Raw genomic sequence first — 14,810 nt, 5'->3', positions numbered from 1 at the left:
CGCAGGCCAGGTCTAAGCGACGACCTGAACCCCTTGCGAACGCCTCACGTACCGTTCAAACACGTAGCCCGTGCCCTTCGCTGAGAGAGCCGGCTCGCTCCGCTCAAGCAGCATCCACTCAGACCCGATCTCGGGAGCGAAGGTATCGCCCCCGGTTACCTCGAGGTCAAGCTGAGTTACCACGAGTTCATCAGCGTGGGGCATTGCCTCGCGGTAGAGGTGCCCACCGCCCATGATCCACACGGTTTCTGTTGCAGCCGCTCTCACCATCTCGAGTGCTCGCTCGAGCGATGACACGACCGTCGCGCCCTCAGCGTGAAACCCGAGGGTGCGCGAAACAACGTAGTTCTGGCGTCCTGGCAAGGGCCGAAAACGGTCCTGGAGCGACTCCCAGGTACGCCTTCCCATGATGACGGGGGCTCCCAAGGTTGTTTCTTTAAAGTGTGCGAGGTCTTCTGGCACGTGCCACGGCATCGTGCCGTCTTTGCCGATGACTCCCCCGGCAGCCTGCGCCCAAATCATTGCAATTCTCATCGTCATACCGCGATCGGGGCCGAGATGGTCGGGTGGTGTTCGTAGCCGACGGCCTCGAAGTCGCCAATCTCGTAGTCAAAGATCGAGTCGCGCTCGGCCATAGCCATCTGTGGGTAGGGGTATGGCTCACGGCTCAGTTGCTCTCGCACCTGCTCGACATGGTTGTCATAGATGTGGCAGTCGCCGCCCGTCCACACGAACTCGCCCGGTTCGAGCCCCGTCTGCTTCGCCACCATCAGCGTGAGCAGCGCATACGACGCAATGTTGAAGGGCACTCCCAAGAACATGTCGGCAGAACGCTGGTAGAGCTGGCACGAGAGCTTGCCGTCGGCGACATAGAACTGGAAGAACGCATGGCAAGGAGGCAACGCCATGTTGTCGAGCTCGGCGACATTCCACGCCGAGACAATGTGGCGGCGTGAGTCTGGGTTCTCGCGAATCGCCTCGATGACCTGTGAGATCTGATCGATGTGCTCACCGTTTGGCGTGGGCCACGAGCGCCACTGCACGCCGTAGACGGGACCGAGCTCGCCGTTTTCATCGGCCCACTCGTTCCAGATGCGAATCCCGTTGTCGGTCAGGTACTGGGTGTTGCTGTCGCCACGCAAGAACCAGAGCAGCTCGCCGACGACCGATTTCAGGTGCATCCGCTTCGTCGTAATGAGCGGAAACGAGTCGCTCAGGTCAAAACGCATCTGGCGGCCGAACACGCTTCGCGTGCCGGTACCGGTTCGGTCACCCTTCTGGGCACCGTGCTCGAGCACGTCACGCAGCAGGTCTTCGTAAGGGGTTGGTACGTGTGGCATACCGCTCATTCTACCCCGCTCACGCGCCAGTAAGGCTGTGCACGCGAGCGCCTATGGGCAGACGCAACGGAGCCCCGGCACGACCGTGAAGTCGATACCGGGGCTCCGTGTGCAGAAGCGGTGGGCGCCTGGCTAAGCCATGGGGCGAAGCGTGTCAGCTAGCCCTTGATGCCGTCGTCGAACGAAACGAACTCCTGGCTGTCGTCACCGCGCTTGAGCGTCTCGCCCCTGAAGAAGGCCGGGGCCTTCTTCGAGTAGATGAGCATGAGCACAACACCGAGCAGAATGAGCGTGGTGCCGATAAGGCCGACGAGACCGATACCGCCGATGTTCGAACCCGATCCCGCAGCGGGGTCGAGGTAGTCGATGGTCGTCTGAACGAAGGTGATGATGAGGAAGATGCCGCCGAGACCGGGAAGAATAACGCGCATCCACAGCGCACCCTGGCCCTCCTTGTGTGCGGTCTTACGGAAGTACCATGCGCTCGAGAGCGCCGTCACACCGTAGTAGAAGCAGACCATCATGCCGAGCGCGGTAATCGTATCCCAGAGCACGTCTTCACTGATGAAGCGCATGATCGCGTAGAAGACCGAGGCCACGACCGACGAGAGCAGAAGCGCCACGTAGGGCGACTTGTACTTGGGGTGAATCTTCTTGATCGACTTGGGGATCGCTCCGTAGTGCGACATCGCGAGCAGCGTGCGCGCGGGCGAGATCGCGGTGGTGTTAATCGATGAGAATGCGCTCAGTAGGATGCCGAGCGTCAGCAGAATCGCGAAGGGTCCCATGACGGGGTGCGCGATTGCGGCGAAGACGTTTTCGGCGATCGAGGTATTTGCGAGGCCGTGCGGCCCATCGCCAACGCCAGCCCAGACGAGGGTCGCAGCCGCGGTGCCAACGTACATCACGAGAATGATGACCACGAGAATCATGGCTGCCTTGCCCTCGGTCGAGAGGCGGCCCTTCGATGGGCGGGTCTCTTCACCGAGCGTGAGCACGGTGTCCCAGCCCCAGTACACGAAGATCGATACGGCGAGGCCGGCCGAGAAGGCCGAGAACGAGCTGATCTCGAGCGGGTTAAACCACGAGAGCTCCATGGCGTTGCGCACGCCAGTGTCGGGGTTTGGCTCTGCGAAGAAGAACATCGCGAGAATGAACCAGATCAGTACAGCAACCTGGAAGAAAACGGTGATGTACTGGAAAATCTTGGTCGAGGTCATGCCGCGGTACGAGATGAACGTCGCGATACTCATGAACACGAGACAGGTCAGAATGTTGATCCAGACGTTGCCTGACAAGGCCGCGATGTCGCCCCCACCACTCAGCGCGATATCGAGGGTTTCAAAGAGGAAATCAACGGCGATGCCGGCGAGGTTTGAGAGCACGAGCACGGTTGCCGCGATGAGGCCCCATCCTGCCATCCAGCCAACCCAGGGCCCGAAAGCCCTCGTTGCCCAGGTGAATGAGGTGCCCGAGTCGGGCATTTTCGCGTTGAGGGCACGGTAGCCAAGAGCCACGAGCAACATCGGGATAAAGCCCGCGAGGAAGATCGCGGGGGTCTGCCAGCCGACTTCTTGGGCTGCTGGCCCAATCGCCGACGTCAGGGTATACGCGGGGGCGCACACCGAGAGGCCGATGATAACGGCGCCGAAGACACCCACCGTGCCTGATTCAAGGCCCTTGCGGCTAATACCGGTCACTGAATCGAGCGCGCGCGTCGGCGGCTGATGTTGTTGCTCACTTGTGGTCATTTACTCAAGACTTTCTGAATGTGCTTCTGCAATGAAGTTTGCCCATAATGAACCACCCCTTGTGAGGGTGGCGTCTGTACCAACCGTCAATCTTATGCGTTCAAACCATATAGTCCTAGTGCAAAAGAAAAAGCAACGAAATCAGTTGAAAATTCGCTCGGATTATGACCGATCCGCACAATTTGATCTCACTTGCGCAACGAAATTGCTCGCCTCAGCGATGCGCGCGCGCTCGTTCGATCGCCGGCGGCGTCCTGCATGATGCCGAGCCTGGCCCAGGCCTCCCATGACTGCTCGTTCGCCGTCACTTCGGCCTCGTATGATTCGAGCAACCCCTTCGCTTGCTCGCGTACGGGCTGACCCGAGGGCAATGTTTCGACCTCTTCAACGGGAACCCGTCCCGAGCGATCGAGTTCGTCGACGAGCCTCGTTGCCTCGCGACCAAAACGCAACTCGCGCAGCAGCGCCCACGCGCCGATGAGCGGCAACACGAGCATCGCGACGCCCATCGTGATGGCGAGCAGGGTGCCAGATTGGAACAGAGCGATCGCCCGCTGCACCGCATAGACGAAGTAGAGCACGAGCAGCACGCTCATGATCCACACCCCCAAGAGGGCACTCTTGCGCTGGTTCATGACACTCCCAGAATCTCGTTGAGGCCCACCGTGAGGCCCTCATGGGTGAGCGATGCCTCGAGTGCGGCGCGAACGCCGGCACGGTAAGAGTCACTTGAGACGGTATCGTGCGTAATCGTGAGCGTCTCGCCGACGCCCCCAAAACGCACCTCTTGCTTCGCGACCACTCCCGCAAGACGGAGGCTGTGGATCGGAACCCCTTGCGTCTGCTGCCCACGCGCGGCCTGGTCGGCAAACGGCGCGTCGACGGGCTTACCGTCGCGTTCTCGCATGATCGCCTGCGCCGTGTGCACCGCAGTGCCGGAGGGAGAGTCGATCTTCTTGGGGTGGTGAGTCTCGATGATCTCAACGGCGTCGAAGTATCTCGCTGCAATCGTCGAGAGCGCGGTGCCGAGCACCGAGCCGAGCGAGAAGTTCGGCACGACGATGACGCTCGCCCCCGGGGTCTCAGCGATATCGTTTCGCAACGCCGAAAGGCGCTCATCGTCCCACCCGCTCGTACCGACAATGACTCTCTGCCCCCGGGCAAGAGCCTCCCGCACGATCGTGGGTGACAACTCGGGGGTCGTTGCGTCGATGACCAGGTCGGCGTTGTGCCACGCCTCGGGGGCAGAGGCTCTGCCGAGTCGTTCGGTGAGCGTGAAATCAGGGTGTTCTTCGACCACCTCGCTCATGACGCTTCCGAGTCTCCCGCTGGCTCCGGCAATGGCTACGCGTGTCTGCATACCCTAAGCGTAGCCGACAAACTCAGGCCAAGTCTGCGGTGATAAGATGACCGAATGCATGAGATTTCGCGCATCGCAGAGCGCCTAGCCGCTAACGAACAGCCCATCTTTTACATCAACCGGCCCGCGAGCCACCTGCTCGGGGTTGAGGAGTGGGTCGCGAACTTCTATTCCATTCAGCTCAGAGACCTCTGGCCGGTACGCAGCGACAGGGTGTTCCTGCCAAGCAAACGCCCACGCGCCCCGCTCAGTCACGAAGACTCCGTTCTCTGGCTCCTGCGCAGCCCAGAGGTGCAGCGTTTCATCGCCGAAAAGACGCCGTCGCACCTGCGCCCACGCGTCATCGTGTACTTCATGCACGATCAGGAGACCGAAGACCTCTGCGCCGAGCTCGGCTACGACCTCGTCTCGATCACCGTTGCTGAGCGCGTGCGACTCGACTCGAAGCTGCTCACGACGCAGTGGAGCGAGGAGGCTGGCCTCGTCAACGTGCCCCACGTCATTACTCAGGTGGCAAGCTACGCCGAACTCATACAGGCTGCAGCCGATGCCGATCTCGGGCGCGAACTCGTCGTGCAGACCGACTACGGTGAGGCCGGAGCCGGAACCTACTTCATTCGTAGCGAAGACGACTTTGCCGCGGCGAGCGAACACATTCTTGGCAAGACCCTCAAGGTCATGAAACGCATCGCGCACCGCTCACTCGCGATGGACGCGGTCGTGACGCCCCAGGGCGTCATCGCGGGACCACTCCTGCAAGACATCATCGGCCACCCTGAAATCGCCATTCACAAGGGAGCGTCGAGCGGTCTCGAGTTTTACCCCGACGTGCTGCCCGAAGCCGAACGGCGTCGCGCCACCGAGATGGTCGTGCGCTACGGCGAAGTGCTCAAGAACGAGGGGTATCTCGGCCTGTTCGAGGTCGACATCTTGCACGATCTCGACAGCGGCGAGCTCTTCTTTGGCGAAGCCAACCCCCGCTTCAGCGGCTGCGCCATGATCTCGAACGCCACGACGGCTGAGTTCTGGAACCTGCCGCTCTACGCGCTACACATCTACGCGTTTCTCGGCTTCGACGATGACATCGACGTCGCGGCGATTAACGACACCTGGAACCGTGTGCCCAAAGACATGGCCTGGTCGAACATTCTGCTGCGCCACGTCTCGCACTCCCCCGAAGAGATCGTCGCTGCCCCGCCGACCGGCCGATACCGTTTGGAAGCCGACGGAACGCTCACCTTCATCGAGGCTGAGCCACACTGGTTCTCGCTTCGCGAAAGCGACGAGGTGTTCTTCCTGAGCTACCGCAGCGTTGGCGACACGAAGGTGTACGGCTCTGAAATCGGGTCACTCTACCGACGAGGGCGCTTTCAGGACTACGAGGGCAAGCTCACCCCCGACACCAAAACACTGATTGAGCACATGCACGGGCTCTTCGTCTCGAAGCCGCTGTCATTCATGACCCGCGCATCGAACTCGGCAAGCCGCAGGGCTCGTCAGGCTTTCTCGCGACTGCGCCGAGGCTAGGGCCAGCCTCCGCTGGAGCTGGCCCCGCCGCAGAGCTAGAGTGTCGTGCGCGACGTCTCGCCCACGGCAACCGTGAAGCGCGACTGAGCGGCGAGCTGCGCGGCAACGCGCTTGACCTCGTCATGCGTCACCGCGGCAAAGTGCTCGAGCGAGGTGTCGAGATCCCACAGTTCGCCCGTGCCAAGCTCAGCCTTCGCGAGGCGCCCCATGCGCGTATCGCTGTCTTCGAGCGCCAGGGCCGATGAACCCGCGAGCTGACCGAGCGTGCGTTCAAACTCTTCTTCGGTAACGCCCTCGGCTGCGACGCGCTCAAGCTCTTCATGGGCTACCTGAACCACCTGTGCGGCGTTCTCGGGAGCGCAGGCGGCGTACATGCCAAAGAGTCCAGCATCGCTGTACGAAGCGCCAAAAGCGTATGCCGTGTACGCGAGCCCGCGCTTCTCACGAATCTCCTGGAAGAGGCGGCTCGACATCCCGCCACCGAGTACCGAGTTCATAATGCCGTAGGCAAAGCGCTCGGGGGCGCCGGCCTGGAAACCAGGCCCGCCAATCATGAGGTGAACCTGTTCGCCAGGTTTCTCGGTCACAAAGGTCTCGCGTGCTTCTGCGGCGTTGAGCCCCTGCCCTGCTCCGCCCGCACGGCGCTCACGTGAACGGCGCGGCGCGGGTGCCCCGCTCTCACGAGTGTGCCAGCGGGCGTCGCTCGCGGCCTCAAGCGAACGCGCGACGAGCTCGACGAACTCGTCGTGATCCACCGCACCAGCCGCGGTGACAACGAGGGTGCCGGCACGGTAGGCCTCAAGGTAGTGCGCCATGACGTCATCGCGGCGCGCGGCCTTAATCGTCTCAGGGTTACCACCGATCGGACGCCCGAGCGGGTGATCGCCCATGACCACCTCAAAGAAGCGTTCGCCCGCAACATCAGCCAGATCGTCTGACGCCATCGCGAGCTCCTCGAGAATGACCCCGCGCTCCGTTTCAAATTCTCCCTCTTCAATGAGCGAGTTCGTGACCATGTCGGCGAGCATGCGCGTCGCCTCTGCAACGTTCGCGTCGCGCACCTTCGCGTGGTAGCAGGTGTACTCTTTCGCGGTCATCGCGTTATGCTCTGCGCCCATCTTGTCGAAGGCTGTGGCAATACCGTACGCATCAAACGATGGCGTGCCCTTGAACAGCAGGTGCTCAAGGAAGTGCGTCGAACCAAGGCTCGCAGGCGCATCGCCACGCTCTGCCTGCTCGTCACGCGACCCGACACCGACCCAAAAGCCGATGCTCGCGCTCCGGGCGCCAGGCATATGCTCCGTGAGCACTCGCAGCCCGCTCGGGTGCACCGTGCGGCGAATGAGACCGCCAGAGAGTTCAACGGTGAGTTCAGGGTGTTCAAGAGGAAGAGCGATAGGTTTTTGCACACTGCAACCCTACCCGCTCACCCTCAAAAGCTTGCCCGCCTCGCACCCAGGCCAGGCCTTCGCATCGGCGAAGAGCATGCGCCGGGCAGGTGCCCACAAACAGCGAACCCCGCCACGAGCGCATCGTGACGGGGTTCGCTGTTGAAAAGCGGCGCGAGATTACTCTGCGGCCTCTTCCTTTGCTTCGTCGGTTGCCTCAGCACCCGCTGCGGCGTCGTCGAGCACTGGAGCGAGCGAGAGCTTGCCGCGATCGTCAATCTTCGTGATCTCAACGAGAATCTTCTGACCGATCGAGAGCACGTCGTCAACGTTCTCAACGCGCTTGCCACCAACGAGCTTGCGCACCTCAGAGATGTGCAGCAGGCCGTCTTTACCGGGCAGCAACGAGATGAACGCACCGAAGGTAGCGTTCTTCACGACCGTACCGAGGTACTGCTCGCCGATCTCAGGGTTCTGCGGGTTAGCGATCGCGTTGACCTGCGCGCGCGCAGCCTCGGCGGTCGGGCCATCGGTCGCGCCGATGTAGACGGTGCCGTCGTCGTCGATTGAGATGTCGGCGCCGGTCTCGTCCTGAATACCGTTGATCGTCTTGCCCTTGGGGCCAATGAGCTCGCCGATCTTGTCGACGGGAATCTGCACCGTGATGACGCGAGGCGCGGTGGGCGCCATCTCGTCGGGAGCGTCGATCGCCTGGTTCATGACGTCGAGAATCGTCTCGCGTGCCTCTTTCGCCTGTGACAGTGCCGAGATGAGCACGTCTGAGGGAATGCCGTCGAGCTTCGTGTCGAGCTGAATCGCGGTCACGAACTCTGAGGTGCCAGCAACCTTGAAGTCCATGTCACCAAGCGCATCTTCAGCACCGAGAATATCGGTGAGCGCTGCGTAGCGAGTCTCGCCATCAACCTCGTCTGAGACGAGGCCCATCGCGATGCCGGCAACGGGCGCACGAAGCGGCACACCAGCGTTGAGCAGCGACAGGGTCGAAGCGCAGACCGAACCCATTGAGGTCGAGCCGTTCGAACTCAGCGCCTCTGATACCTGGCGAATCGCGTACGGGAACTCTTCGCGGGTCGGAAGAACCGGAACGAGCGCGCGCTCTGCGAGGAAGCCGTGGCCGATCTCGCGACGCTTCGGGCTGCCAACGCGGCCGGTCTCACCGGTCGAGTACGGCGGGAAGTTGTAGTGGTGCATGTAACGCTTCGACGTGACCGGCGAGAGCGAGTCGATCTGCTGCTCCATCTTGAGCATGTTGAGCGTGGTGACGCCCATGATCTGGGTCTCGCCGCGCTGGAAGATCGCTGAGCCGTGCACGCGAGGCAGAACCTGCACCTCTGAGTCGAGCGAGCGAAGATCGCGCAGGCCACGGCCGTCGATACGCTGGCCCTCGGTGAGAATGCGACCGCGAACGATCTCCTTCGTTACCGACTTGTACGCCGCTGAGACCTGCTCTTCGGCGCCCGCAGGCAGCTCGCCAGCCTCAACCTTGGCCGCGACAGCCTCTTTAACGCTTGCCTTGAGCGCATCGTCAGCATCCTGACGCTCCTGCTTGTCGGCAATCTGGTAAATCGAGGTGAGCTCGGCGCGTGAGAGCGCGTCAACGGCCGCGAGAACCTCGTCGGTGTAGGGCATGAACACGGGGTATTCCTGCGCCTCGCGTGAAGCCTGGGCAGCCATCTCTGATTGTGCCTTGCAAAGCTGTGCAAGGAAGGGCTTTGCAGCTTCGAGGCCCGAAGCCACAACGGCCTCGTCGGGGCGCGTTGCGCCGCCCTTGATGAGGTTCCAGCTGCCCTCGGTTGCCTCAGCCTCAACCATCATGATGGCGACGTCTTCGACACCGTTCTTATCGGTGACGATGCGGCCAGCAACCATGAGGTCGAAGACGGCAAGCTCGAGCTGCGCTGCGTTCGGGAAGGCAACCCACTGGCCTGCCTCGCCACCCTGCCCCGGAATGAGCGCGAGGCGAACGCCCGCGATCGGTCCCGAGAAAGGCAGCCCTGAGATCTGGGTTGACGCCGATGCCGCGTTGATCGCGAGTGCGTCGTAGAACTCACCGGGCGCGATCGAGAGTACGGTCACAACGATCTGAACCTCGTTGCGCAGGCCGTCAACGAATGACGGGCGCAGCGGGCGGTCGATGAGGCGGCACACGAGAATCGCCTCGGTCGAGGGGCGACCCTCACGGCGGAAGAATGAGCCGGGAATCTTGCCGGCAGCGTACGAACGCTCTTCAACGTCGACGGTGAGCGGGAAGAAGTCGAAGTGCTCCTTCGGCTGCTTCGATGCGCTCGTTGCCGACAGGAGCATCGTCTCGTCGTCGAGGTACGCGGCAACCGCGCCCTGAGCCTGCTGCGCGAGGCGGCCGGTCTCAAAGCGAATCTTGCGTGAACCGTACTTACCGTTGTCGAGAACGACCTCTGAGAACTTAATTTCTGGACCCTCCACGGGCACTCCTAACTGTTTCAGCACGCTCGCGACGCACACCAGTGCGTCGCATCAAGCGGGCGCTGATCAACAGTAGAAAACCACTCACGTACTCTGGTGAGGGATTTGCCACCGGTGACCAGCTCGCTACCCGCGTGCTTGCGTCATATGTGAGCGAGCATAACGCTCGCACAGCCAGAATAGCAGTACTCCTGAAAGATGCCCCAGAAGCCGGGTTACCGGGTGAGCCCGCGCGCGTCTCGAATCGTGCGCAGACGACAAAGGGGCGGATCCGCACGCGAACCCACCCCTTGCAAAACCCCGCGCGCTAGGCCGCGAGGCCACGCGCCTTAGAGGTCTTCAATAATGTCGATCACGTGCACCTGCGGGGTGCCAACAGCGTCGCGCAACGAATCGGCGAGCTCGTCGCTCACGGGTGAGTCGACGGTGAGCACGCTGAGCGCGATGCTCTGCTTGTCGTCGCGGGCGATCTGCAGGGCCGCAATGTTGATGCCGGCCTCGCCGAGCAGCACACCGTAAGCCGCGACGATGCCGGGGCGATCTTCGTAGCTCAGGATAACGAGGTGATCAGCCAGCGGCAGCTCGAGGTCGTAGCCGTTCACTTCAACGATCTTCTGAATCTGCTTCGGTCCCGTGAGCGTGCCCGAGATCGAAACCGTCGAACCGTCTTCGAGGGCACCGCGCAGCGTGATGACGTTGCGGTACTCCTCTGATGCGGTCTCGGTGATGAGTCGGGTCTGAATGCCACGCTGCTCAGCGAGCAAGGGGGCGTTCACGTACGAAACGGGGTCGTTCACGATCTGCGTGAAGAAGCCCTTGAGCGCAGCGAGCTCGAGCACGCTGACGTTGTGGGCAGCGATCTCACCGCGGGCGATAACGTCGATCGAGGTGACGCGGCCCGAGGCGAGCTGCGCGAACGCCTGGCCGAGCTTCTCGGTGAGCGGCAAGCCCGGGCGTACATCTTTCGCGATAACGCCGCCGGCAACGTTCACGGCGTCGGGCACGAGTTCACCGGCGAGCGCGAGGCGCACCGACTTCGCGACCGATACTCCGGCCTTTTCCTGAGCCTCGTGCGTCGAGGCACCGAGGTGAGGGGTCACGTTCACGTTGGGGAGGCCCGTCAGGCGCTGATCGGCCGGAGGCTCTTCCATGAACACGTCAAGCGCCGCGCCAGCAATCTCGCCGGCCTCGAGGGCTGCCTGCAGGGCCGCCTCGTCGATGAGACCACCGCGCGCAACGTTGACCACGTATGCGCTCGGCTTCATCGCCTTCAACTGCTCGGCACCTATCATGCCGAGGGTCTCTGGCGTGCGAGGCATGTGGATCGTGAGGAAGTCTGCGCGAGCGACAAGCTCATCAAGCTCGACAAGCTGCACGCCGAGCTGGCCCGCGCGGGTCGCCGTGATGTAGGGGTCGTACGCAATGAGGTCAACACCAAAGCCCTTGAGACGCTCGGCGACAAGAGCGCCGATGCGGCCGAGGCCAATGATGCCGACGGTCTTCTCGTAGAGTTCAACGCCGGTGTACGAGCTGCGCTTCCATGCACCGTCAGCGAGCGACTGGTGCGCACGCGGAAGGTGGCGTGCGAGCCCAAGAATGTGTGCCACCGTGAGCTCTGCGGCACTCGTAATGTTTGAGGTGGGCGCGTTCACAACCATGACACCCGCGGCGGTTGCCGCCTTGATATCAACGTTGTCGAGACCAACGCCAGCGCGTGCGATCACCTTCAGCTTCGACGACCACGAGACGGCCTCTGCGTCCATTTGCGTCGCCGAGCGCACGAGAATCGCGTCGGCATCGGCGAGTGCGGCTTTGAGCGCGCCCCGATCGGTACCGTCGACGTGCACGACGTCAAAATCTGGGCCGAGGGCCTCGATGGTTGCTGGTGAGAGTTCTTCTGCGATCAACACGACCGGTTTCGCCACGGTATATCCTCATTCAGTTACTTTGAGCCTCCCGCTGAATACGGGCACAAGCTCTATTGTACGCCGCGAAACAAGAAGCCCTAACCCAAATACGTCGTCGTTGGCACGAGGTGCATCATGTCGAGTTGCAGCACCGCGACCACGGTGAGCCCTGCGACCATGAGCAGAAGCTTTGTTGAGCGTTTCTTCCCCACGCCGATCAGCAGCGACACGAGCAGCGTGAGCGAGGGCACCGCAACGCCAACGACGAGCCACACGCGCCCAATATCAGAGAGCCCGTCAGCGAGAATCGTGGCCAGCTGATCCATACCGATCCAGTTGCCGATCGCCGCAGAGATCGCGTAGGCGTAGAGCCCGATCACCGCGATGCAGCCAACCCAAAACCAGATCGTGTGCGAAAGCTTCGACGGCGCAGCTGCCTCGTGCGCCTCGACCTCTTGCGCAGCTGGTTCGTTCGTCTCGACGTCCTGTGCGTTGGTCATTGTCCGCCACCCCCGTAGAGCATCGGGAGCGGAACAAGAATAACCACTCCCAGAATGAGCGCTACCGCGAGCGCGAGATGACCAGCCTTCTTCGTGAGCTTCAGCGAGGTCACGAACCACACGAGTGGCGCAAAGGGAGCCAGCCAGAAAATAAACTGCTGCAAGAAGCTGCCGACAATACCGCTCCCGCTCGCGGCGGCTTGGTTGATCGACGAGTATGCCTTCGCGATTTCAAGCCACCCCCACGTGTACAACAGGTAAAGGCCGCCGAATACGCCGAGCAGCATGAGGACAACGTTACTCACGCGCTCGGTCTCGGTACCGGGCTCGACTTCGCTCTCGTCATTCTTGGGAGCGACGGTTGGGGGCGCTGGCGCAGACTCGGGTTGCACGGTCCACCCAGCCGCCAGACCACTCACGCGTGGTTCTACGGGCTCAGGATTCGTCACGGTTTCGAGTGTACTAGCCCCGTCTGGGCGCAAGCTTCAGTGAGCAGAAGACGCAACAGCTAGCAGACAGATGACCCGTAACGTATGATCAAGCATGAGTACACCATTCGGGCTGTTGGAGTCCGCCTTGTCTAGGAGCACCCATGACCGAGTCGCCAAGGAAGAAAAAGGTCGTCAAAGCGTCTGAGGTACAACCGAAGAGCAGTACCAGTGCGCAGGGCTCAGCCCGCCCCTCTGACGGGCCGATCTGGACCCCCACCGAAGAGGCCGCGCGCAAAGCGAAAACCTCACGCTTCATCGCGTGGGGTTCGTGGGCTATCGCCATCATCACCGAGATCGCGACGATCATCTGGGTTCTCCCCCACGCCAGCGAAAAGCTCTGGTTGCTCCTCGTCATGCTCATCCCGATCGCGCTCTTCGCGATCGCGGGCAACCTCATGTGGAAGAAGGCGAATCGCCTCTCCCCTGCTTCACGAGAAAACGCGTTTGCCTTCTTCGTGCAGAACCAGCTCGGCGCCATCATGACGGTGATCGCGTTTCTGCCCCTCGTCATCGTTATTCTGCTCGACGAGAACATGAGTGGAAAGCAGAAGGCGGTCGCTGGCGGGCTCGCGGGCCTCGCCCTCGTGCTCATCGCGACGCTCACCGGCATTGAGCGGGACGGCGGGCCGTCACAAGAGCAATACGCCGAAGAAGAAAACATCATGCTTCAGCTCACCGGCAAAGACGAGGTGTTCTGGGTCAAGAACGGTTCGGTCTTCCATGTTTGCGAGGCAGTACCCGACGTGAACAAAGAATCAGCCGACGGGCGCATCTTCACTGGAAGCGTTGCCGAAGCGCACGAAGCTGGCAAGGATCGACTCACGAAACGCTGGCAGAGTGAAGCGGTCAAGCACTGCGGCTACACGCAAGAAGACGTTGACAAGGTCACGCAAACTGAACCGCAACCGCTGGAAGATCCACCGGCAAAAGACGGCGAAGACTCCGGAGACGACGAAGTCGAACCAGACGATCAGGGTTCAACAGACACGCAATAGCCTCGTGCTCAGCCTTCGACGAAGGCCTCGGGCGATTCAGCACCCTTACCCGAGAACCAAACGATACCAGCGCCAGCGAGAATCACGAGCAGCATGCCTACGAGGGCACTCGCCGAGATCACCTGTCCCAGCACGAGCAGTCCAAGAATCGTGCCAACCACCGGGTCAAACGCAAAGAGCACCCCGACAATGCGCGCCGACGTGAGCTTGCCCGCCAACGTGTCGACCGAGTACGGGATCGCTGTGCCGAGAATGGCCGAACCGAGCAGCATAAGCCACTGACCTGGTTCAGCCGCGATACCGGCGGGAACCGAAAAAGGAAGCGTGAGAACCGCTGCCGCGAGCACCGCTAGCGCAACGTCTGAGACCCCACCGATGCTCTTGCCAACGCGCACGGCGAGCAAGGTATAGAGCCCGAAGCTCAACCCAGCCCCACCAGCGAAGAGCAGGCCGAGCGTGTCGAAGGGGCCACCAAAACCGGCGATGAGCACGACCCCCGCAAAGGCGACCAGTGCGAGCACACCTTCCATCACACTCCGCGAAGCAAAGAGCGCAACGATGCAGGGGCCGAGAAAATCGATCGTCGTTGCAACGCCGAGAGGAATGCGGTCGATCGCAAAGTAGATACAAATGTTGCCGGCCGCCATCGAAGCGCCAAAGGCGACAATGGGAAGCCACTCGGCCATCGTACGGCCACGCACCTTGGGCCGAAAGACGAGCAATAAGACAACCGCAGCAAGCGCCATGCGGAGCCCGCTCGTTCCAAGCACACCAAGATCATCAAACAGCTGCATCGCAATAATCGACGAGAACTGCGTTACGGTCGCACCCAAAACCAGCAGTAAAACCGCCCGAATCGTGCTCGCACGATGCACCTGCCCCATGGTTCCTCACTTCATCGTCAAGAAGGCGGTTTTGCGACCGCAGAAAAGAAAAACGTGGGGTGCGGATTCCTCCGCACCCCACGAGAAGTGCTCTGTGAGAGCCAACGTTGCTAGCCTACCGTGTCCCGAAGGCGCAGACGGCTAGCGCGCAGCGCTACCCTCAACGCGTGCGGATCGCACACGATCCGCACAAAAAGCTGAGCC

At 61.8% G+C, this 14,810-nt stretch carries 13 protein-coding genes; 2 read left to right on the top strand and 11 right to left on the bottom strand.

Annotated elements, in window-relative coordinates; translation table 11 throughout:
* Nucleotides 1-12: 12 nt before the first annotated feature.
* The 5 genes from JSO19_RS10950 to dapB form a co-directional block, all read right to left on the bottom strand.
* Nucleotides 13-522 (bottom strand): dihydrofolate reductase, encoded by a 510-nt coding sequence (locus JSO19_RS10950; RefSeq protein WP_270911709.1) that lies wholly within the window; start codon nt 520-522, stop codon nt 13-15.
* A gap of 14 nt (nt 523-536) precedes the next feature.
* Nucleotides 537-1,340 (bottom strand): thymidylate synthase, encoded by an 804-nt coding sequence (locus JSO19_RS10945; RefSeq protein WP_270911708.1) that lies wholly within the window; start codon nt 1,338-1,340, stop codon nt 537-539.
* A 158-nt stretch (nt 1,341-1,498) separates the two neighbouring features.
* Nucleotides 1,499-3,091 (bottom strand): APC family permease, encoded by a 1,593-nt coding sequence (locus JSO19_RS10940; RefSeq protein ID WP_217134422.1) that lies wholly within the window; start codon nt 3,089-3,091, stop codon nt 1,499-1,501.
* A gap of 188 nt (nt 3,092-3,279) precedes the next feature.
* Nucleotides 3,280-3,726 carry a hypothetical protein gene (locus JSO19_RS10935; protein ID WP_270911707.1) on the bottom strand — a complete coding sequence of 149 codons (447 nt, stop codon included), beginning with the start codon at nt 3,724-3,726 and terminating at the stop codon, nt 3,280-3,282.
* Nucleotides 3,723-4,451 (bottom strand): 4-hydroxy-tetrahydrodipicolinate reductase, encoded by a 729-nt coding sequence (dapB, locus tag JSO19_RS10930; RefSeq protein ID WP_270911705.1) that lies wholly within the window; start codon nt 4,449-4,451, stop codon nt 3,723-3,725. Before dapB ends, JSO19_RS10935 begins: the two co-directional genes overlap by 4 nt.
* Before the next feature lie 54 nt (nt 4,452-4,505).
* Between dapB and JSO19_RS10925 the strand changes: the two genes are divergently transcribed.
* Nucleotides 4,506-5,978 (top strand): hypothetical protein, encoded by a 1,473-nt coding sequence (locus JSO19_RS10925; protein WP_270911703.1) that lies wholly within the window; start codon nt 4,506-4,508, stop codon nt 5,976-5,978.
* A gap of 35 nt (nt 5,979-6,013) precedes the next feature.
* Here JSO19_RS10925 and JSO19_RS10920 read toward each other — a convergent pair whose 3' ends face one another.
* The 5 genes from JSO19_RS10920 to JSO19_RS10900 form a co-directional block, all read right to left on the bottom strand.
* A complete protein-coding gene (locus tag JSO19_RS10920) occupies nt 6,014-7,387 on the bottom strand; it encodes a M16 family metallopeptidase (RefSeq protein ID WP_270911701.1) in 1,374 nt (457 codons plus the stop codon).
* A gap of 159 nt (nt 7,388-7,546) precedes the next feature.
* Complete coding sequence (locus JSO19_RS10915; protein ID WP_270911700.1) at nt 7,547-9,829, bottom strand: polyribonucleotide nucleotidyltransferase; 2,283 nt, start codon at nt 9,827-9,829, stop codon at nt 7,547-7,549.
* A gap of 329 nt (nt 9,830-10,158) precedes the next feature.
* The gene (gene serA / locus JSO19_RS10910; protein WP_270911699.1) at nt 10,159-11,754 is read right to left on the bottom strand and encodes a phosphoglycerate dehydrogenase; all 1,596 of its coding nucleotides are present in this window, start codon (nt 11,752-11,754) and stop codon (nt 10,159-10,161) included.
* An 80-nt stretch (nt 11,755-11,834) separates the two neighbouring features.
* Complete coding sequence (locus tag JSO19_RS10905; RefSeq protein ID WP_270911698.1) at nt 11,835-12,236, bottom strand: hypothetical protein; 402 nt, start codon at nt 12,234-12,236, stop codon at nt 11,835-11,837.
* Nucleotides 12,233-12,685, bottom strand: coding sequence for a hypothetical protein (locus JSO19_RS10900; RefSeq protein ID WP_270911696.1), 453 nt, complete (start codon nt 12,683-12,685; stop codon nt 12,233-12,235). The genes JSO19_RS10905 and JSO19_RS10900 overlap by 4 nt, the downstream gene beginning before the upstream one ends.
* 143 nt (nt 12,686-12,828) lie before the next feature.
* On the opposite strand from JSO19_RS10900, the gene JSO19_RS10895 reads away from it, so the two are divergent.
* Nucleotides 12,829-13,722 (top strand): hypothetical protein, encoded by an 894-nt coding sequence (locus tag JSO19_RS10895; RefSeq protein ID WP_270911695.1) that lies wholly within the window; start codon nt 12,829-12,831, stop codon nt 13,720-13,722.
* Nucleotides 13,723-13,730: 8 nt separating this feature from the next.
* Here the strand turns inward: JSO19_RS10895 and JSO19_RS10890 are convergent, their stop codons facing one another.
* The gene (locus JSO19_RS10890; RefSeq protein WP_270911694.1) at nt 13,731-14,606 is read right to left on the bottom strand and encodes an EamA family transporter; all 876 of its coding nucleotides are present in this window, start codon (nt 14,604-14,606) and stop codon (nt 13,731-13,733) included.
* Nucleotides 14,607-14,810 lie beyond the last annotated feature (204 nt).

It is taken from the genome of Leucobacter sp. UCMA 4100, assembly GCF_027853335.1.
In the GTDB taxonomy this organism is placed as follows: domain Bacteria; phylum Actinomycetota; class Actinomycetes; order Actinomycetales; family Microbacteriaceae; genus Leucobacter_A.
This window is presented reverse-complemented; position numbering and strand designations above follow the sequence as displayed.